Source organism: Paraniabella aurantiaca (assembly GCF_050309965.1).
Classification (GTDB): domain Bacteria; phylum Bacteroidota; class Bacteroidia; order Chitinophagales; family Chitinophagaceae; genus Niabella.
The window spans coordinates 66,238-83,068 of the sequence record NZ_JBLOSY010000002.1; the positions used below are offsets into that span (position 1 = coordinate 66,238).

At 41.3% G+C, this 16,831-nt stretch carries 15 protein-coding genes and 1 tRNA gene; 7 read left to right on the forward strand and 9 right to left on the reverse strand.

What is annotated here, in order from left to right:
• Positions 1-292: 292 nt before the first annotated feature.
• On the forward strand, positions 293-523 hold the full coding sequence (locus ACLOAU_RS15145) for a hypothetical protein (RefSeq protein ID WP_427862737.1): 231 nt from the start codon (positions 293-295) through the stop codon (positions 521-523).
• Positions 524-574: 51 nt separating this feature from the next.
• On the opposite strand, the gene ACLOAU_RS15150 is transcribed toward ACLOAU_RS15145, so the two are convergent.
• Positions 575-940 (reverse strand): response regulator, encoded by a 366-nt coding sequence (locus tag ACLOAU_RS15150; RefSeq protein WP_427862738.1) that lies wholly within the window; start codon positions 938-940, stop codon positions 575-577.
• 331 nt (positions 941-1,271) lie between these two features.
• Between ACLOAU_RS15150 and ACLOAU_RS15155 the strand changes: the two genes are divergently transcribed.
• On the forward strand, positions 1,272-1,637 hold the full coding sequence (locus ACLOAU_RS15155) for a response regulator transcription factor (RefSeq protein WP_427862739.1): 366 nt from the start codon (positions 1,272-1,274) through the stop codon (positions 1,635-1,637).
• Positions 1,638-1,661: 24 nt separating this feature from the next.
• Here the strand turns inward: ACLOAU_RS15155 and ACLOAU_RS15160 are convergent, their stop codons facing one another.
• Together ACLOAU_RS15160 and ACLOAU_RS15165 are read right to left on the reverse strand one after the other, a co-directional pair.
• Complete coding sequence (locus ACLOAU_RS15160; RefSeq protein ID WP_427862740.1) at positions 1,662-2,024, reverse strand: VOC family protein; 363 nt, start codon at positions 2,022-2,024, stop codon at positions 1,662-1,664.
• Positions 2,025-2,158: 134 nt separating this feature from the next.
• Positions 2,159-2,758: a PH domain-containing protein gene (locus ACLOAU_RS15165; RefSeq protein ID WP_427862741.1), complete on the reverse strand. Its 600-nt coding sequence runs from the start codon at positions 2,756-2,758 to the stop codon at positions 2,159-2,161.
• 1,768 nt (positions 2,759-4,526) lie between these two features.
• On the opposite strand from ACLOAU_RS15165, the gene ACLOAU_RS15170 reads away from it, so the two are divergent.
• Together ACLOAU_RS15170 and ACLOAU_RS15175 are read left to right on the forward strand one after the other, a co-directional pair.
• On the forward strand, positions 4,527-6,806 hold the full coding sequence (locus tag ACLOAU_RS15170; RefSeq protein WP_427862742.1) for an autotransporter outer membrane beta-barrel domain-containing protein: 2,280 nt from the start codon (positions 4,527-4,529) through the stop codon (positions 6,804-6,806).
• A gap of 457 nt (positions 6,807-7,263) precedes the next feature.
• Positions 7,264-9,531 (forward strand): PAS domain-containing protein, encoded by a 2,268-nt coding sequence (locus tag ACLOAU_RS15175; protein ID WP_427862743.1) that lies wholly within the window; start codon positions 7,264-7,266, stop codon positions 9,529-9,531.
• 134 nt (positions 9,532-9,665) lie between these two features.
• Here the strand turns inward: ACLOAU_RS15175 and ACLOAU_RS15180 are convergent, their stop codons facing one another.
• Both ACLOAU_RS15180 and ACLOAU_RS15185 read right to left on the reverse strand, forming a co-directional pair.
• Positions 9,666-10,109, reverse strand: a complete 444-nt coding sequence (locus ACLOAU_RS15180) for an SRPBCC family protein (RefSeq protein ID WP_427862744.1) — start codon at positions 10,107-10,109, stop codon at positions 9,666-9,668.
• 138 nt (positions 10,110-10,247) lie between these two features.
• Positions 10,248-11,243: a GlxA family transcriptional regulator gene (locus ACLOAU_RS15185; RefSeq protein ID WP_427862745.1), complete on the reverse strand. Its 996-nt coding sequence runs from the start codon at positions 11,241-11,243 to the stop codon at positions 10,248-10,250.
• A gap of 122 nt (positions 11,244-11,365) precedes the next feature.
• Between ACLOAU_RS15185 and ACLOAU_RS15190 the strand changes: the two genes are divergently transcribed.
• From ACLOAU_RS15190 to ACLOAU_RS15200, 3 genes are all read left to right on the forward strand, one after another.
• The gene (locus ACLOAU_RS15190; protein ID WP_427862746.1) at positions 11,366-11,821 is read left to right on the forward strand and encodes an SRPBCC family protein; all 456 of its coding nucleotides are present in this window, start codon (positions 11,366-11,368) and stop codon (positions 11,819-11,821) included.
• Positions 11,822-12,227: 406 nt separating this feature from the next.
• Positions 12,228-13,763: a PAS domain-containing sensor histidine kinase gene (locus tag ACLOAU_RS15195; protein ID WP_427862747.1), complete on the forward strand. Its 1,536-nt coding sequence runs from the start codon at positions 12,228-12,230 to the stop codon at positions 13,761-13,763.
• A complete protein-coding gene (locus ACLOAU_RS15200) occupies positions 13,760-14,131 on the forward strand; it encodes a response regulator (RefSeq protein ID WP_427862748.1) in 372 nt (123 codons plus the stop codon). Before ACLOAU_RS15195 ends, ACLOAU_RS15200 begins: the two co-directional genes overlap by 4 nt.
• 282 nt (positions 14,132-14,413) lie before the next feature.
• On the opposite strand, the gene ACLOAU_RS15205 is transcribed toward ACLOAU_RS15200, so the two are convergent.
• The 4 genes from ACLOAU_RS15205 to ACLOAU_RS15220 form a co-directional block, all read right to left on the reverse strand.
• Positions 14,414-14,487 (reverse strand) — tRNA-Met (locus tag ACLOAU_RS15205).
• A gap of 47 nt (positions 14,488-14,534) precedes the next feature.
• Positions 14,535-14,861 (reverse strand): bacillithiol system redox-active protein YtxJ, encoded by a 327-nt coding sequence (ytxJ, locus tag ACLOAU_RS15210; protein WP_427862749.1) that lies wholly within the window; start codon positions 14,859-14,861, stop codon positions 14,535-14,537.
• A 17-nt stretch (positions 14,862-14,878) separates the two neighbouring features.
• Positions 14,879-15,949 carry a 3-isopropylmalate dehydrogenase gene (gene leuB / locus ACLOAU_RS15215; protein WP_427862750.1) on the reverse strand — a complete coding sequence of 357 codons (1,071 nt, stop codon included), beginning with the start codon at positions 15,947-15,949 and terminating at the stop codon, positions 14,879-14,881.
• A 217-nt stretch (positions 15,950-16,166) separates the two neighbouring features.
• Positions 16,167-16,829 (reverse strand): DUF8692 domain-containing protein, encoded by a 663-nt coding sequence (locus ACLOAU_RS15220; RefSeq protein WP_427862751.1) that lies wholly within the window; start codon positions 16,827-16,829, stop codon positions 16,167-16,169.
• Positions 16,830-16,831 lie beyond the last annotated feature (2 nt).

Sequence of the window (16,831 nt, forward strand, 5' to 3'; positions counted from 1 at the left end):
CCCTAAAAAGGCTTCAAAGAACATTGCTGTTGGAGCCGGGGGCACCCATGGTCAATCCTCAATGTGATCCGGGAAAGGGCCGCTGATTGCCAACAGCCTTTTCAAATTGGGGACTCTATTTTGGTTTGCAGGGGAGACCATAGCTATGTAATAATTAATACTAGCTGGCATACTGCAATAGATGAGGCCCTGCAGCAGTTCTCTGAACTATTAAATCACGTTTTAAAATATATAATACTTGTGGTTATTTTATTAGCTCCATTAGCTAGATTTGTGGCTCATCCTGACCAACATGAGAAAGGAATTATCTTACGAACAGGTTATTTTACTGCTGAAATACCAATCCGATGAAATGCTTTATCAGGGTATCACTCTATTGCTATTTGTACACGAAGTATTGAAAGAGCAAACATTGGTTAAGCAAGGATTCACTTTTACTCAATACGAGGAGGGGCATATTCTGGTGACGGGCGTAAACGAGGAACTGACGAATAATAATTCTAATGATCGTTATTGCTGTTAAAATATAAGGCATCAGTAAAGCTGGCTGAACCCTTTGGCAAGAACAGGCGGGCTATGAAGCAGGTTGAATATGTGATCGCAGAATGCTGTATAACAGATCCAGGTCAAATGGCTTGCTGATATAACCATCAAATCCGTGCTTATCATACTGCTCGTGTATATTGTTGTTACAACTTAGTGCAATAACAGGTAGGTGAGGATACTTTTGTTTTATGGCTTTGCAGGCATTAATGCAATCTTCATCAGAGAGCCTTATATCCATCATAACCACATGTGGCCTTTCTTTATCAATCATGTCAAGCATCAGGTCCTCATCGCATGTATCAATAGAAATGGTCGTAAATCCTTTTATCTGCAGCGCGAGGCTAAGAACTTCTAAAATAGAAGGGTCATTGTCCTGTACAATAATTGTAGTCATTTTCCAGTTATTTAGAAGCAAATAGTTGCAGCAAATGTATTGCTATTGCCTGCAAGGTAAATCAAAGAATAAAAAAATATATAGTTGTTTTCCCGGCTTTAAGCTGTTGACTGTGTTATTCAACTGGAGCTGACAGTAATTTCTGCAGCAATGAAGGATACTCGTATAATACATCTTGCTACCGGTAACCTGTAGATAGGTAGTGATATTTGTGCAATATCATTGTGATACACCATATTATTCTTTAAAAGATTGAGTTTGGTCGAATAATTGATGTGCTACCATTAATTAAAAAAGAGGAGTGAGATTGGCGGCCATTTAAAATCGATCTATGCAGCGCAAAAAAATTACTGTTGTCGAAGATGATCAACATATCCGGGATATAATCGATATCCTGTCGACCAGTGAGAGCTATGAAGTGACTTTATGTGCCAGTGCGGGTGCGTTTCGCGATTCATTGAGCCATTTGTTGCCCGACCTGTTTATTCTTGACATGATGTTGCCCGATGGCAACGGTATTGATATTTGCCGGGAACTAAGAGCTGATATAGCGACGGTGGCGATACCTATATTGGTAATGTCTGCAAACGTACACGCCCTAAAGGCGCTGGAGTGCGGTGCTGATCTTTTTATACAAAAGCCGTTCGATATACAAATATTTGTACAATATGTAAAAGAATTACTGGAGGGGGCCTGAAGATGACGTTCACAATCGGTTCTTTTAAAGAGACCATACGGCGAGCTCGTATCCATCCGGGTCCAGGAAATGAAATCGGCGTCCGCCGGGAAATTCAAATATCTCCTTCGAAATGATGCCGCCTGCAGCTATTACATGATCCCGGGTCTGAGTCAGATCTTCAGAATAGAGAATAACCAGGATGCTACCTTTCTCCGGAGTACCGCTGGTGAAGCCCCCATCTACAAAGTCACCTTCGAAGGCAGTATAATGCGGGCCATAATCAGTAAAGCTCCATCCGAAAGCTTGGCTATAAAAAGTTTTAGCAGCTTCCAGATCGCGTGAAAGAAATTCAATATATTGTATCTGCTGATGTTTTAATTTTTGCTGCGAAACGGTATTGCTCATTTGGGCAAGAGTTTTTGTGAAAATAAAGGTAAATATATGCTTTTCAGTTAGCCAGGCCTTTACAACAGAATCCGGGTAATGTGTAAGTATTATGCACCCTGGAAAGTATATAATAATTACATTAGGGTTGTAACTTATAACCGGCCCAGGATTTCTGATTTTTTTGCATCATACTCCGACTGTTCTATAAGACCGCGGTCCAGTAACGCCTTTAATTTCTCCAGGCTGGCTACCGGATCTTCAACCGGTTGCTGATAAGTAGACTGTGGTTGGGCAGTAGTAACATTAACGTTGCCGGCAGTTGCCCGTTTATCTTCCAGGTCTTGCTGTCGCCGGAACTCCCGTTGCTTTTCTTCCTGTTCCTGGGCAACCGTGTAAAGTCTCCTGGCCTGAGCTTTAGGCAGGTAATCGACCTTGCTGACCTGTCCGCTTATTGTTTTAACGGAGAACTCTGCGCCGAGGATGCTTTCTTTCATATGACAGTCGTATACATCCTTCCATACGTAGTCTTCCAGTTCCATGGAAAGCCCCAGGTTTTTAAACCGGCAAAAGATAACACGCTTTGTGGTTAGAGCGATAGCATCAGGAGATAAGTTTACCGCCGGTTTCTTTTGAACCGCAATATACTCGATGATTTCTCCGCTCATCAATAAACTACCCAGTTTGCCAACGATCTTTTCAATCGCTTTGGGATCCTGGTCCTCATTAAGGAACTTTCTTATGGGATTAGACATGACTTAGATCTGTGATTTTCTTCCGTAAAGTTAATGACTTCAGGCAATGGAAGATGTTTAAAAATGACCTGACATTTAAAGCATTTCAATTGTAAAATCAAAGCAGGGGTTATAGCTGCCCGTCTTTTGGGGCAGTAGGATAATGTTCTTCCTTGCCCATAAGCAGCCTGTTCTATCTGTCATTAAGAAACATCCGGGTGATCGCGTTTCGCCGTTCTGCTAATACAATAGAATTTTCAGGTCAAAATTACAAAGAGTACCTAATAAATTTATTCACCGCTATCATTACGCCGCTCCTCTTCGGATCTCTGTGTTATATTCTTCGCAGGTTACTCACCGGCCAGTTGATCAGCCTCATAACTACTTAGCCCTGCAATGCTTTCCGGACGATAACAGGGTTATATTGATTATGCATATTCTACTTTAACATTGCTGGCTCAGTTGGTATATTATATTGAGTCGCATAGTCGGGAATGTTTCGGATGTCAGCCACCATAGGTGCTCTGATACTCAGGTTTCGTTATCTACAGTGAATTATTACAACCCTAAGCTTAAAACATATACATGAACTCTTATGTAACAAGATTATCGATTAAAATTTCCTTTATGTGTCAAATAATTGCCTATTTGTGTCGTTGTCGTTAAAACATTCATTCTAGTGATATATTCGTACTTACGGGAAGGGTTTTCCGTATTAGGGTGTAAAGTAGCGAACTCCTGATTTATCCAGGTTGGGTTTGTCGCTCTTTACTTTAAAGTTGATTATAGCGATGTATACGTTCACCAGGATTCCAGTGAATGAAGGGAGTTGTTTTTCTTTAAAAAATCAGGTAACAATATTTTTTGTTAATAATAGCAATAACTTGTATTTTTGGGGTGCTTGAAATTGATAAACATTATTCACAAGCCCTAATGGAATTTTGTTCAGATGTCAATTTCAAATTAAGAACCCAATTTATTAAAGCCCTAAAACTTTCGTAGAACGAGAGTTAAAAAAATTAAATTAAAGCCCTAAACCCAAATTACATTTTTGTAGAATTTTAAATTGTTTCTAAGACTGTCAGTTTGTAGTAAAAGGTCATAACGAAAAATTTTGAGCCCTAATCGAAATTCAATTTTGTTGTTGATAATTCATGCTATACAGCCGGTTGTAAAGATTTATTTGAGTAATTGAATGGTCTGAATAGCCGAAAGTATTTTAAAGCTGTATTGAACTACTTTTTACCCGGTGCTGTTGCTGCGCGAAGCTATTACGCATGCTGAGCATGGTTACGATTGAGTATTGTCAGTTTCCAGAGTTGGAGATAATTGAATTCTCCCCCAAAATTTCATTTGACGATTCATTAAACATATATAAGCCCTAAACACACAGGAATCGTGATGTAAGCTGTCTCGCTCTAAGCCGGTTCAAAAGCCCGGCCGGCTTAGATCTTGACTTTAAAATTTGATTTAGCCCTTTTAACTCTTAAAACCTTCTAATTATGTTGATTACCTAACCAGCCTATTTACCAAGCAGATAACGACGATCGCCGTTTGTTTACATATTAATGTTCCCAGGTATTACACTCCAGGGGAAACTGGTTATTAATGCCCGCCGGTGATCCTATGTCGGTATTGTAGCAACGATCGATTTTGGGTAGTAGTAGTCTGGCAAAGAAGCACCCGGAACGCTACAACCCACTCAGTTAAAATTCAATAGTCGCTGTTACTGATCTGTTTTCTCAGCCTCAATAATATTTTTTAATGATTAGAAATTAAACAACCTTTTATGAAGAAGATTACCCTAATTAAATCTTTGGCCAGCAAGTTTTTCGCTGCTGCCCCGCAACTAACCCGCAAGATCGTCTCCAATGCCCAGGGTCTTGCGCTCTTTTTTGTTTCTTTAGTGCTTGTTTCATCCAGTCTCTCTGCGCAAACGCCGAATCTGCACGTGCCTATAAGAAATGGTAGTGGGCCCTTTACCGCAGCTAACCTTACAGCAAGATCTTCCGCTCTTCTTGGACCCTTGCTTCCTGATTTCAATAACGTTGGTAACCTAGAAGATAATAATACAGCCAATGCAGCAACTATTGGCCTGACGGGAATTTTGGGCGCCTGGGTAGAAATTGATTACTCCGGCGGAACTTTCCCCCAGGGTTCTGAAGTGGGATTTACTATTACCAATGGATTATTGAGTGCATCGCTCTTGGGAGGTATTAGCATTACGACCTACAGTACAGCGAGTGGTGAAAGTGGTGTGGTGTCTACATCAGGTGCAGGTCAGCTTATAGGTGCGTCTTTATTAGGAGGTACAGAGAGGATCAGTTTTGTATCAACAGGCGCCGGCTCTTTTCGTCGTGTCAGGCTTAATTTTTCTGGGATCAATTTAAGCGTGCTCACTTCTATTTTAGGTGCCGGGGCGACGATAAGCGTATACGGTGCAGACGTACTGGTACCCCAAGCAGGAACTTTGCCTTCCACTTGTAATTCCATCACCCAACTTAACCAGGCTGCTTTTCCTGCGGTGGCATCGTATGGTACCACAGGTGTTGTAGGCGGCGGCGGACTTGCGGCAGCAGATGTTGCAGGCATTTTGAACAGTATGCAAAATGTAGAAAATATTACATCGTCGTCTACTACCGATTATGCTAATTTGTCCCCGGCAAACGCTACGATTGCCGGGGAAGGATATCTTTCTGTTAAATTATTAAGCGGCTCGGTACCTGCCAATTATTACGCGGGTTTCGAAATTGAAAACAACAACCTGCTTAATGTAGATCTGTTAAACGGGATGAGAATCGAGGCGTTGAATAACGGTACACTTGTTAAGAGTATGTCGGCATTTCAAATACTGAGCGCTTCTGTACTTAGTGGAAGCTCAGGACGGCAAACACTTGGGTTCCTGGTGACCAACGGCGCATTCAATGAGCTACGGTTGATATTTTCATCCGGTCTTTTAAGTGCCGGTGCTAGCTTGGGGGCGACACGCATCTACAATGCTGTTGTAAGAAATTTCTGTCCTCCAAGTTCAGCATTAGGTTCTACTACAATTCTTGCAAACGGGCATGCTTCAGCTAATGGTTTGGGTGTATCTGTAAATGGCGGAAATTCCGGCCTGGCAAATGCATCTTTAATAAATTCCCAGACATTGGCCAGCTCAATGAATAACCTGATTGATAACGATGCCTCCAATTATGTATCATTGAGCAGTACGTTAGGTATCGGCGCGGCTAATGCAGCATCGGTATCTGTTACAACGCCCGCCTACACGTTCGTAAATGACGAGTATACCGGTTTTGTGGTAAAAGCTGCCGCGCCGCTTGCTAATGTGGGTTTATTGACTGGCGTTACTGTTAGTACCTATTTAGATGGGGTTTTACAGGAACAGAGTTCTGTTTCCAATAATTTGCTGAAATTAAATGTACTGAATGCATTGTCTGTTAATGGAGCTGTTCCGCCTGATGCCCAGCTGGTTTATTTTAAAACTACCAATGATTTTGACGAAGTAAGATTGACTGTTAATGATCTCGTTGGAATTGGTAGCGAGCTGCAGGTATACAGCGCTTTTGTTTCTGGTCAGGCAGTATTGCCCGTAAACTTTGGTGAAGTGAACGCAGTTTATCAAAATGGTAAGCTATCGTTGAACTGGTCAACACTTTCGGAAACTAATAATAAAGAGTTTGTAGTTGAAGGGTCTGTTGATGGTAAGACATGGACAAAATTGGGTACTGTTGCTTCAAAAGCCAGCGATGGTAATTCAGATACCTCAATACAATATGACTTCAGTAAATCTGTTCAGGAACTGATAGCGCTCTCTGGTTTTTCTTTGTTATCTATGATTTTGCTTGCGGGTCTGGCGTTGTTGATGTTCCCTTCCATCAAGCGAAAGTCAGCATTTATGCTCACTCCGATTTTAGCAATCGTCATGACATTAACACTGTTCGCATGTAGTAAATCAGATAATGCTCCCGAGATAGGTGAAAAGACTGTTACATATATACGAATTGCCCAGGTAGATAAAGATGGCAGTACATCTTATTCGAAAGTGGTGAAGGTAGTTTACAGATAGGCTGAAAAACACCAAAAGGGCTAGAAGGTGTCTGAAAGGACACCTTCTTTTTATTGTAGACTCAATAAAAATATCTGACTTGAGAAGCTTTAAGAATTTTACTAAACCTGCGGCCATTTTATCTTTAACATCCTGGTAGTTCATACATGTAAATCCTGCAATTTCCCGGTTGAGCAGCGATAAGTTTTCTATGGTCAATAAGTATTTTTGATTTTTCCTGAAAAAATTACGGAAAAGTATTACATTAGTATTAGCCCAAGTCAGATTAATTATTCAGCCAACAAAATAGTAGGTCACCTGTTGCATTGCCAATTGTCCCTATGGCATCCTGTTGTAAATAAATGACGCAAAGTCACGCAGCAGATGACCTTGTCTTTGAGTAAGAAGTAAGGGCCGATCAATTGCCCGATAATGAGAACTTTAAAAGTGTGAAACCGAAGCGATAAATACAATGTTTATGAACCAGACGGTTACCTCAGATTATCGAATGAACATTTATCAAACCCTTCCGCTTCCGGTAATAGCTATAAACCCGTGCCCGGATAATTTTGAAGTTGCATTTTTAAACAAGGAGGCAGAGCAATTACTAAATGTAACTTCGGATCTTATAATAGAAAGCAATTCTTCAAAATGGATCAGCGGTTTATTTAGTGAATCTAAGGTGGATTTGTACCAGCAGTTGCAGCTGTTATGTGTTCATAAAGAAAATAAGAAAATAGCTTCCTGCAAACTCAATATTGCCGGTGCCATTCACAGTAATAGCTATTTTGACGTTATATTAAGCCCTTCAATAAATGAGGAGGGAGTGGTAGTACAGATCATTGCTCTGTTATATGAGGTTGCAGAAAGCAGGGTGACTCAGCAAAACGATTCGGCGATTCTGACGCTGCTTCATCAAAAAGATAAGTTTCTCCGCGAAACCCAAAGGGTGGCCCGGAATGGAACCTGGGAAATAGATCGAAATACTAATAATATTGTGTGGTCGGATATGTTACGTGAGATTTACGAAGTAGGTCCCGATTTCGAACTAAGCTTCGAATCTGCACTGTCTTTTTTCAAAGACGAGGATAGCCGGCGACGTCTTTCTGATGCAGTTGAGGCTACCCTGCAATCAGGAAAAATATTTGATCTGGAACTGCCTGTGCTGACTGCAAAAGGTAACGAGGCATGGCTTAAAATAACGGGGAAAGCCGATTTGGTGGGCGGTACATGTACCCGGCTTTACGGGGTAACACAGGACATAACTGAAAATAGAAAAATAAGAGAAGCCCTGAGTGAGTCCCTTGAAAAGCTGAATTCACTTATTCAAACGGTAGATGGTATAGTTTGGGAAGCAGATGCGGAGACCTTTCAATTTACGTTCATTGGTAACCAGGTAGAAAGTATACTAGGATACACTGCGGAGGAGTGGTTAAGTGATCCGGATTTTTGGAGCAATCATATCTATCCTGATGATAAAGCACAGGCATTAACCTATTGCATAGCCCAGACTCAACTTAAGCAAAACCATACGTTTGATTACCGGATGGTTAAAAGCGATGGTAGTATTGTTTGGATAAGAGATTTGGTGTCTGTTATCGTTCAGCAAGGCAAGCCAACGCTGATCCGGGGAATTATGGTAGATATTACTGAAGATAAATTGTTGAGTAATCTGGACCACCTGGAAAAAAAAGTGCTTGAATTAAATTCAAAAAGTGATATAGAGACAGAGACTTTGCTGCTGGAATATATACTGGGACTGGAAAAGCTTTTTCCTAAGATGAAATGTTCTGTGTTGCGGGTTAAAGGTAACCGATTGTATAACTGGGTAACCCCTTCGTTGCCCGAACCCTATGTCAGAACCATCAATAACTTTGAGATGGGACCTTTAGCGGGATCCTGTGGAGCGTCTGCGTATTTGAAGCAAAAAGTTATTGTTGCCGACATTGAAACAGATCCGAGGTGGACAGCTTTTAAACACTTACTATTGCCGTATGGACTGCGATCCAGCTGGTCTTACCCGTTAATCGATTCTGAAGATAATGTAATTGCTGTTTTAGGTATTTATCATTATGTTTCAAAAACGCCAAGTGATATCGAGTCATCAATTGTAGAGCGTACAGTTGCAATTTTCAATATGATACTTGAGAACAGGATGAAAACTACAAAAATCCAGGAATCCAATTTACTCATAACACAAGGTCAGGAGCTGGCTAATTTTGGTACCTGGCAATGGGATATAACTGAAAATGTAGTAACATGGTCGGATGTTTTATATAAGATATATGGAATAGAACCATCTAACTTCACAGCTACTTTTGAGTTTTATCTTTCTATGTTGCATCCGGAAGACAAGGGAAGAGTCGCTGATCTGATTAAAACTGTTTTAGAAACACATAAGGATGTTATTTTCGAAGAACGCATCATCCGTCCGGATGGTGAGCAATTGACTTTGAAATCATGGGGCAGGCTTTTGTTTGATGACGACGGAAATCCGGTGAAAATGATAGGCGCCTGCCTTGATATAACAAAGGCAAAAACCAACCAGGAAAAGCTACGGGAAATAGCCTGGCTGCAATCTCACGTTGTTAGAGCACCGTTAACCAGGTTGATAGGCCTTGCCGATATGTTAAAGCACGAGCTTTCATTACAAAGTTCTGATGAGGAACTTCTAACGCATTTGGTAAATGCGGCTTATGAGCTGGATGATGTGATTAAAAATATATCGGACAGAACTATTCAATGAGAGCGCTTTTTATTTCAAGTTGTAGTTGATTTTGTAAAGATATAAACGGATATTATTGAGCAGAGATTTTGCGGGTATGGTATCAACATTAAAAGCCACATTACTGCGGCTCCTAAAAATCAGATCCGAAGGGTTTAGTTAATTTCATCAATTTTAACATCATGAGGATTGGGTGCGCCTTTTCCCTTTTCAATAAGATCTTTTAAGCTCATCAGGAAGATCGCCCATTTGGTACTGCAATGGTGCATAAATTCCGTCGCTTCTTTCCAACCCTCATGTTCAAATAGAACAACAATATACCCTTCCGCCTGCTTTAGCTGCCAGTTAATCGTAGAGCCAATCCATTGCGACTCCCCGGCGATAACTTCCCATTGAACCAGGCTTGTGTTGAGTTGCTTTACCCGCATGTCAAAACCTCCTGCTGCAAAACGAAAAGCGATAGTGCCTTCCACTTTACCCGGCTCGCCACTGGTGTCTTCTGTCCACCAGCCTCTAAGCCCCTCCAGTGTAGCAAGGGCGTTATAAACTAAATTGATATCTTCGGTTTTCACCGCAATGCGATGTAAGATGTCTGCCATAAAAATTGTCTTTAATTATTTTTAAATGATAAACTCAAAACTAAACCAGATTGGTCGCAGTGTGGGTGCCTGAAATAGACATCTTTGAAGGGTGATTTGGACAATCAGGTGGGGTGCTAAGGATAATTAACCCGGCTATCAGGATATAGCGCGTTCCCTGTTATATTTTTTCTTATACTCCAGCGGTGATATACCGGTGATCTTCCTGAATATTTCCCGGAAAGCCTTCATGTCTGCATATCCAACTTCAAACATCACTTCGCTGATCGTCTTTCTCGTGGATTCCAGTGCTTTTTTGGCGTACTCTATCTTCACGCGTTGAAGATATTCCAGGGGTGTGTTACCTGTAGCTTTAACAAACCTCCGGTCAAAATTCCGTCGCCCAACTGCATACTTCCTCGATAGTGCTTCAAAGGATATCTTTTCATAGTAATAGCTTTCAATATACTGCTGGGCTTTTTGCACTACGGGGTCATCGTGAGATTTTTGTCCGTTAAAGATGACAAAGTCTGACTGCGAATGCCGGTCGATATCGATCTGGAAGACCTTGGAGCAGTAAATAGCAGTAGCCCGGTCATAGAATTTTTCAACCAGGTATAAGATCAGGTTCAAAAAGGAGTAACCGCCGCCGTTGGTATAGATTCCGTTTTCGTCGGTGATCAGCTTTTCTGTTTGCACCTTTACCTTCGGGAAAAGAGCTTTGAAATGATTGGCATTGTTCCAGTGTAACGAGCAACTCTTCTGCTCCAGGAGCCCGGTTGAAGCAAGCAGGTAAGCACCTGTGCACATGCAGGCAAGTTCAGCTCCCTGTTTGTATTGGTGGATCATGAACTTTACCAGCGGTTCATTCTCTTTAGCGAGCTCCTTAAAATCCGGTGCTACCGCTGGTATAATGATCAGGTCGGTTGCTTTAATGTCTGCAACATTACATTGCGGCATGATCTGCAGCATCCCTTTTATAAATTGGGATTGCGAAGCAACACCCGCCAGATGAATATCAAATACGGGTTCCTGCCCATGCTCCCTACGATAGTTATTAGCTCCGGAAAAGATATGATAGGCGCCGATAATGCAGGAAATAGTATTGGGGCCTGCCTGCATATCCGGTACCAGGATGGTCAGATGCTTGCTCATAACGGATCACTTAATTTACAAAGCTAAACCTTTGTGTTGTCCGAAACAACCCCTTACATTGTCTGAATTTCTCCTTTGCGCAGATCCTTTTGGTTATACCTTTAGGTGAAAATTGAAGTACCATGAGCACAACATCCTTTGCCGCTAACCCAGCCATTCATCACCGGCTGCTGATTGAAAAATCTCCCGATATCTTATATGCCGCGCTCACTACGCAAGAGGGATTATCGAGTTGGTGGACACCTGACACCATTGCTCTTCCGGAAATTGGGTCCGTATCCCGGTTCAGCTTCGGTCCCGACTATTACAAAGAACTGGAAGTGGTAGATTTAGTACCCGGAAAGCTCGTTAAATGGCAGTGTATAAAAGGTTTTCAGGATTGGCTGGATACGGTTATGACTTTTGAACTCGAATCGCATCCCAAAGGAACTGTTCTGTTGTTTCATCACGAAGGATGGAAAGCCTCTTCCAATGAGGTTGCTTCCTGTAGCTTCGATTGGGCGCTATTCCTGAGGAGTTTAAAGTGGCTTTGTGAAACAGGAAAAGGATTTCCCTATCCTGAGTTTAATAAAGTTTGAGATGAGCATGCTTATTCTATATGTTGTGAACCTCTATGTAAAACTTCTCCATACCTAATCCGAAAGGTTCGGTGCTTCTATTATATACAACTGCTTCGGCATAGATTTCAGCAGGAGTTGAGCATATAACGGATCAGATCCAAGATTACTTATAGATTAAAATGAATCATTTGAACAGGTTCAATTGTAAGCAATGCTGTTATCCATTTTCAATGAGCCGGCAATCGGCTTTGAAAGATTTTGATAATACGCGGGGTTATATCACTAGCTGGTGGAGAGACTAAGATTTTGGTATTATTTTGGTAATCATATTGCACATTGTAGCTAAGAATCATTTCAATAAGCGCTAAGTATCAAAGTTGAGCTCTTTTGATATGATACCAGTAAAAACGAAAATTTTAAGAAATTGAGATCCATTGATAACTTCACTTTCCAGGGAGCTCCCTCGCGAGGATTAAGCTTTGAACTGCTTTTTAGCGCATTAAATGCTTCGGTATCGGGTATCATTATAACGGATAACCAGCAGCCGGATAATCCCATTATATACTGTAATGAGGCATTTGAAAAGATTAGTGGTTATACCCGCTCCGAGATCATTGGTCATAATTGCCGTTTCCTCCAGGGCAAGGATCGGGCTCAGAAGGCCAGGCAGTTAATCGCCGAGGCAGTAAAAAATGAGGAAACCTGCCGCGTGGAAATACGTAATTATCGAAAAAATGGTGACTTGTTCTGGAATGAACTATTTATGGCGCCGGTTAAAGATAAGGGCGGATCTGTGACACATTTTATAGGTGTGCAAAATGACATTACACTCAGGAAAAAGGCAGAGCTAGAGTTGATCGAACAAAAAGCGGTAATGGAAGAGCAGGTAAAGGAGCGGACTGCCAAATTGCGGGAAAGTGAAGCTTTTTTATCCAGTATTATACAAACCGTAAGGGAAAGCCTGCTCGTGCTGGATCCGGATTTTAAAGTGATCAGCGCTAATGATCATTTTTTTAAAACCTTCAAGGTTAATAGCCAGGAAACCCTCGGGAAGTTGCTTTATGATCTGGGCAATGGTCAGTGGAATATTGAAAAATTAAAAGAATTATTAGTAAAAATTTTACCCACCAATAATCCTGTACTGGATTTCGAAGTGGAACATGAATTTCCGCATATTGGCAAGAAGCTCATGCTGCTCAATGCTTACCGGATTGAACTGGAGGGGCAATATAAGGACAGGATATTAATAGCAATAGAAGACATAACGGAGCGTAGGGAAATAGAACGCAGGAAGGACGATTTCCTTTCGATCGCCAGCCACGAGCTAAAAACACCATTAACTTCCATTAAAGGATTTATGCAAATGTTGAAGCGTTTGCAGCCATCTGGGTTACCAGAGCAGTATCATGCGATCTTCGAAAAGGTAAACTTGTCCATCGATAGATTAAATGGCCTCATCACTGATCTGCTGGATGTGTCGCGTATCCAGTCAGGTAATATAGAGATTCATAAGGATACTTTTAATTTTGACAAGATGGTAATGGATGCCGTCGACCAGATGCAAAGCTTAAGTTCAAGTCATAAGATCATTTGCACGGGGTCAACCGGTGTAATGGTAACAGCAGATGAACAGCAGTTAGTACAGGTATTGAATAACCTCCTGGCGAATGCAATTAAATATAGTCCTCACAGCAGCGAGATTTTTGTGCACATTTCGAAGGTAAGTGATTATGTAAAAGTTTCAGTCAGGGACACAGGCGTAGGCATCAACCTTGAGGATCAGCAGCGTGTATTTCAAAGGTTCTTCCGTGGCGCTGAATTTCAGAAGAAATTCGCCGGGATGGGAATTGGTCTGTATGTATGCGAGCAAATTATAAAGAACCATAATGGAACGATCTGGCTGGAAAGCGAGAAAAACCATGGCTCTACATTTAACTTTACAATACCTATTGAGCCGTGAATAAAGATAATTCAAAAGTAATCATCTGTGATGATGACCCAAGTATACTGGAACTATTAGAGCTGATAACACTGAGCGCCGGTTGCGAACCGTTAATCCTTTCCAAAAGCCTGGATGTAATGAATGCAATCAGGCAAAACAAACCGTCACTGGTTATACTTGATTTATGGATGCCTGTGATGTCCGGCGATATGGTCTTACAAGCAATAAGAAAGGAGGCGCAATGCGCAGACTTGCCCGTTTTGATCATCTCTGCCAGCAGGGATGGTAAAATGATCGCTGAGAAAAGCGGTGCTACGGAGTACCTGGCCAAACCCTTCGACATAATGGATCTTACCCATATTATAGAAAAATATTGCTGTAGCTAGTATATTCCGAATTGACTTCGCTGGACCAGGTGTTATAAACCTTATGCAGGCGGTCGGTTTGGTTTGTCCCTCCAGTTCGGGTAGGGCCTGGATCAAAACTTCCAGTTTATACTCGCTTTATTTAAATGCAAATACAAATATTTTTAATCAGTCCCCCAAAAATGGACTTGATCCGCTAAAATCGGGGTACAGATGTTTTGTTGTGGAAGGCAAAAAGCTACAACGTTGTATTCATTAAAAAAGCCTTCCAGCGAAAAACGCTGAAAGGCTTGATTTTACTCGTAGCGGAGACGGGAATTGAACCCGTGACCTCAGGGTTATGAATCCTGCGCTCTAACCACCTGAGCTACCCCGCCAATGGGCGGCAAAAATAGAGGATTTCTCTGTAAAAAAGAAATGTTTTTTATGCTTTTTCAACAATGTCTTCCATGTAAATGGCGCTGTGACTTTCATCAAAAATGCATTTGCCGTCCTTTATTAAAAGTACCTGGGGAGATTCGTGCTCAATACCATATTGATCAGCTATCTTATTGGAAACCGGCCTGTTGGCAATAAGATCAAGGTAATAAAAATCTATTGCTCCGGGCAGCTCATTTTTATATAGCCTGTTCTTAATAACACTACTGATAGAACAGCGCGTGCTGTGCTTAAAGATCAGTTGTGGCTTTTCGAATGACTTTTGATTGAGTGCTTCCAATTGTTCTTCACTGTCCAATGTTATCCAGCTCATAATCTCTTTTTTAATAATTAAATACGGCTCAGTATCTCTTCGCCAATAGCCGCTGTTCCTAATATTTTATCTTTAGGTGTAGAAGCGTCTGCAATATCACCGGTTCTGAAACCAGCTTTCAACACCGCATCTACCGCGCTGATCACTGCATTGCTTTCTTCTTTTAATCCAAAAGAAATATCAAGCAATAACGCTGCCGAAAGTACAGAAGCCATCGGATTAGCCACACCTTTACCCGTAATATCATGCGCCGATCCGTGGATAGGTTCATATACGCCGGTTCCGTCACCAACAGAAGCAGAAGCCAGCATACCCATCGAGCCTGCTATTTGAGATGCTTCATCAGTAAGGATATCACCAAACAGGTTGGCAGTAACGATAACATCAAACTTCTTAGGATCTTTGATCAGCAGCATGGCGATAGCATCAACAAACTGGTACTCCACTTCCACATCCGGATAGTCTTTAGCCACAGCCTGTACCACTTCTCTCCAAAGACGGCTTGTTTCCAATACATTGGCTTTGTCCACCGAGCATAGTTTTTTGCGGCGGGTACGGGCTGCCTCAAAGGCTTTGCGTGCAATACGCTCTACTTCATATTTGCTATAGGCGGCTACATCGTAAGCGCTGTCTCCATCATCTTTTCTTCCTTTTTCGCCAAAATAAATATCACCTGTTAATTCACGGAAAAACAGGATGTCAGCTCCTTTCAAAATCTCCGGTTTAATGCTGGACGCATCCAAGAGTTCGTCAAATAATTTAATAGGGCGGAGGTTGGCATATAAGCCCAGCTCTTTACGCATTTTTAATAAACCCTGTTCCGGCCTTACTTTGGCAGAAGGATCGTTATCGTACTTAGGATGGCCTACTGCACCGAATAATACTGCATCAGAATTTTTCATTTTAGTCAGTGTCTCGTCAGGCAATGGATTGCCGGTAGCTTCAATAGCCACATGTCCTATCAACGCTTCGTCGTACGTAAATTCGTGACCAAATTTTGCAGCAATCTTATCCAAAACTTTCTTACCAACTTCAGTTACTTCCTGTCCGATTCCATCTCCCGGAACTATTAAGATGTTTTTTTTCATCTGTATATTTTTATTGTTTTTAATGGTCAGATGGAATTCGCCAATAATCTCCAAAGAAGTTCCTGGGAAATTCTTTAAGGATGAAGATTTTTACGGCTCATTTCATCTGTATTTTTGTTTATGTCGCCCCGAATAACCGGAACTGACGGGTTTCTAATTATTATTTTGAAGCAAGCATACCACGATTATACGGTATTACTATGCTTATTTATTTATATTATGAGCTAACTATGTCAACTTTTTTCTGCCTTAGGGCCACTGATATTAAATAGCCCGTTAAAATACTTTCAGTGATCAGTTCGCCTCCGTCTTCCAGCATTCCAAACACCACGTTATACTTCCAGTTATATTGCACAACAGCCAAACGATGCGCCTGATCAATCACTACCGCACAAAACAGAAACAAAGCCAGCAAAATAAATATCACTTTCGAATGTTTTCTGAATAATGCGTCCCCTTTTTTATAAGCTTCTAAAACAGGGGCCATAAATATAAAGCCTAAAAAAGCGGCTGCAAAAAGTTCCATGATCTTAACGCCTCTTTGCCCGGTAGTCATCCCAAATATATTATAAAAGAAATGTCCCAGTGATTGGTGTATTCTAAAAACATCTTCAAGGAAAAGAAAGAGCATAACCAATACCCAGGTAAAGTATTTTTTTTCCTGTCGGATCATTGCAATGAGTACTAATGCCATCATCATAATGATCCATTTCAGGTTTTGAAAATCCTCAGCATAACTGTTATTGGTTTCAATATCGTAAAGCCCGGAATTGGGAAAGGGGTGGTAGAAATTGCGGATGTCCAGTACTATTAGCACCAGGTCTGCTGCTAATAGCATCATCAGCGGTATAAAGTATAGTATATTCTTTGAAAGCTTCAAAA

What these genes read in the sequence shown, in the direction of transcription:
- ACLOAU_RS15175 (WP_427862743.1), top strand. Translation starts at nt 7,264, where the DNA reads ATGAACCAGACGGTTACCTCAGATTATCGAATGAACATTTATCAAACC.
- ACLOAU_RS15185 (WP_427862745.1), bottom strand. Translation starts at nt 11,243, where the DNA reads ATGAGCAAGCATCTGACCATCCTGGTACCGGATATGCAGGCAGGCCCC.
- ACLOAU_RS15170 (WP_427862742.1), top strand. Translation starts at nt 4,527, where the DNA reads ATGAAGAAGATTACCCTAATTAAATCTTTGGCCAGCAAGTTTTTCGCT.
- ACLOAU_RS15180 (WP_427862744.1), bottom strand. Translation starts at nt 10,109, where the DNA reads ATGGCAGACATCTTACATCGCATTGCGGTGAAAACCGAAGATATCAAT.
- ACLOAU_RS15190 (WP_427862746.1), top strand. Translation starts at nt 11,366, where the DNA reads ATGAGCACAACATCCTTTGCCGCTAACCCAGCCATTCATCACCGGCTG.
- ACLOAU_RS15160 (WP_427862740.1), bottom strand. Translation starts at nt 2,024, where the DNA reads ATGAGCAATACCGTTTCGCAGCAAAAATTAAAACATCAGCAGATACAA.
- leuB (WP_427862750.1), bottom strand. Translation starts at nt 15,949, where the DNA reads ATGAAAAAAAACATCTTAATAGTTCCGGGAGATGGAATCGGACAGGAA.
- ACLOAU_RS15155 (WP_427862739.1), top strand. Translation starts at nt 1,272, where the DNA reads ATGCAGCGCAAAAAAATTACTGTTGTCGAAGATGATCAACATATCCGG.
- ACLOAU_RS15165 (WP_427862741.1), bottom strand. Translation starts at nt 2,758, where the DNA reads ATGTCTAATCCCATAAGAAAGTTCCTTAATGAGGACCAGGATCCCAAA.
- ytxJ (WP_427862749.1), bottom strand. Translation starts at nt 14,861, where the DNA reads ATGAGCTGGATAACATTGGACAGTGAAGAACAATTGGAAGCACTCAAT.
- ACLOAU_RS15150 (WP_427862738.1), bottom strand. Translation starts at nt 940, where the DNA reads ATGACTACAATTATTGTACAGGACAATGACCCTTCTATTTTAGAAGTT.
- ACLOAU_RS15145 (WP_427862737.1), top strand. Translation starts at nt 293, where the DNA reads ATGAGAAAGGAATTATCTTACGAACAGGTTATTTTACTGCTGAAATAC.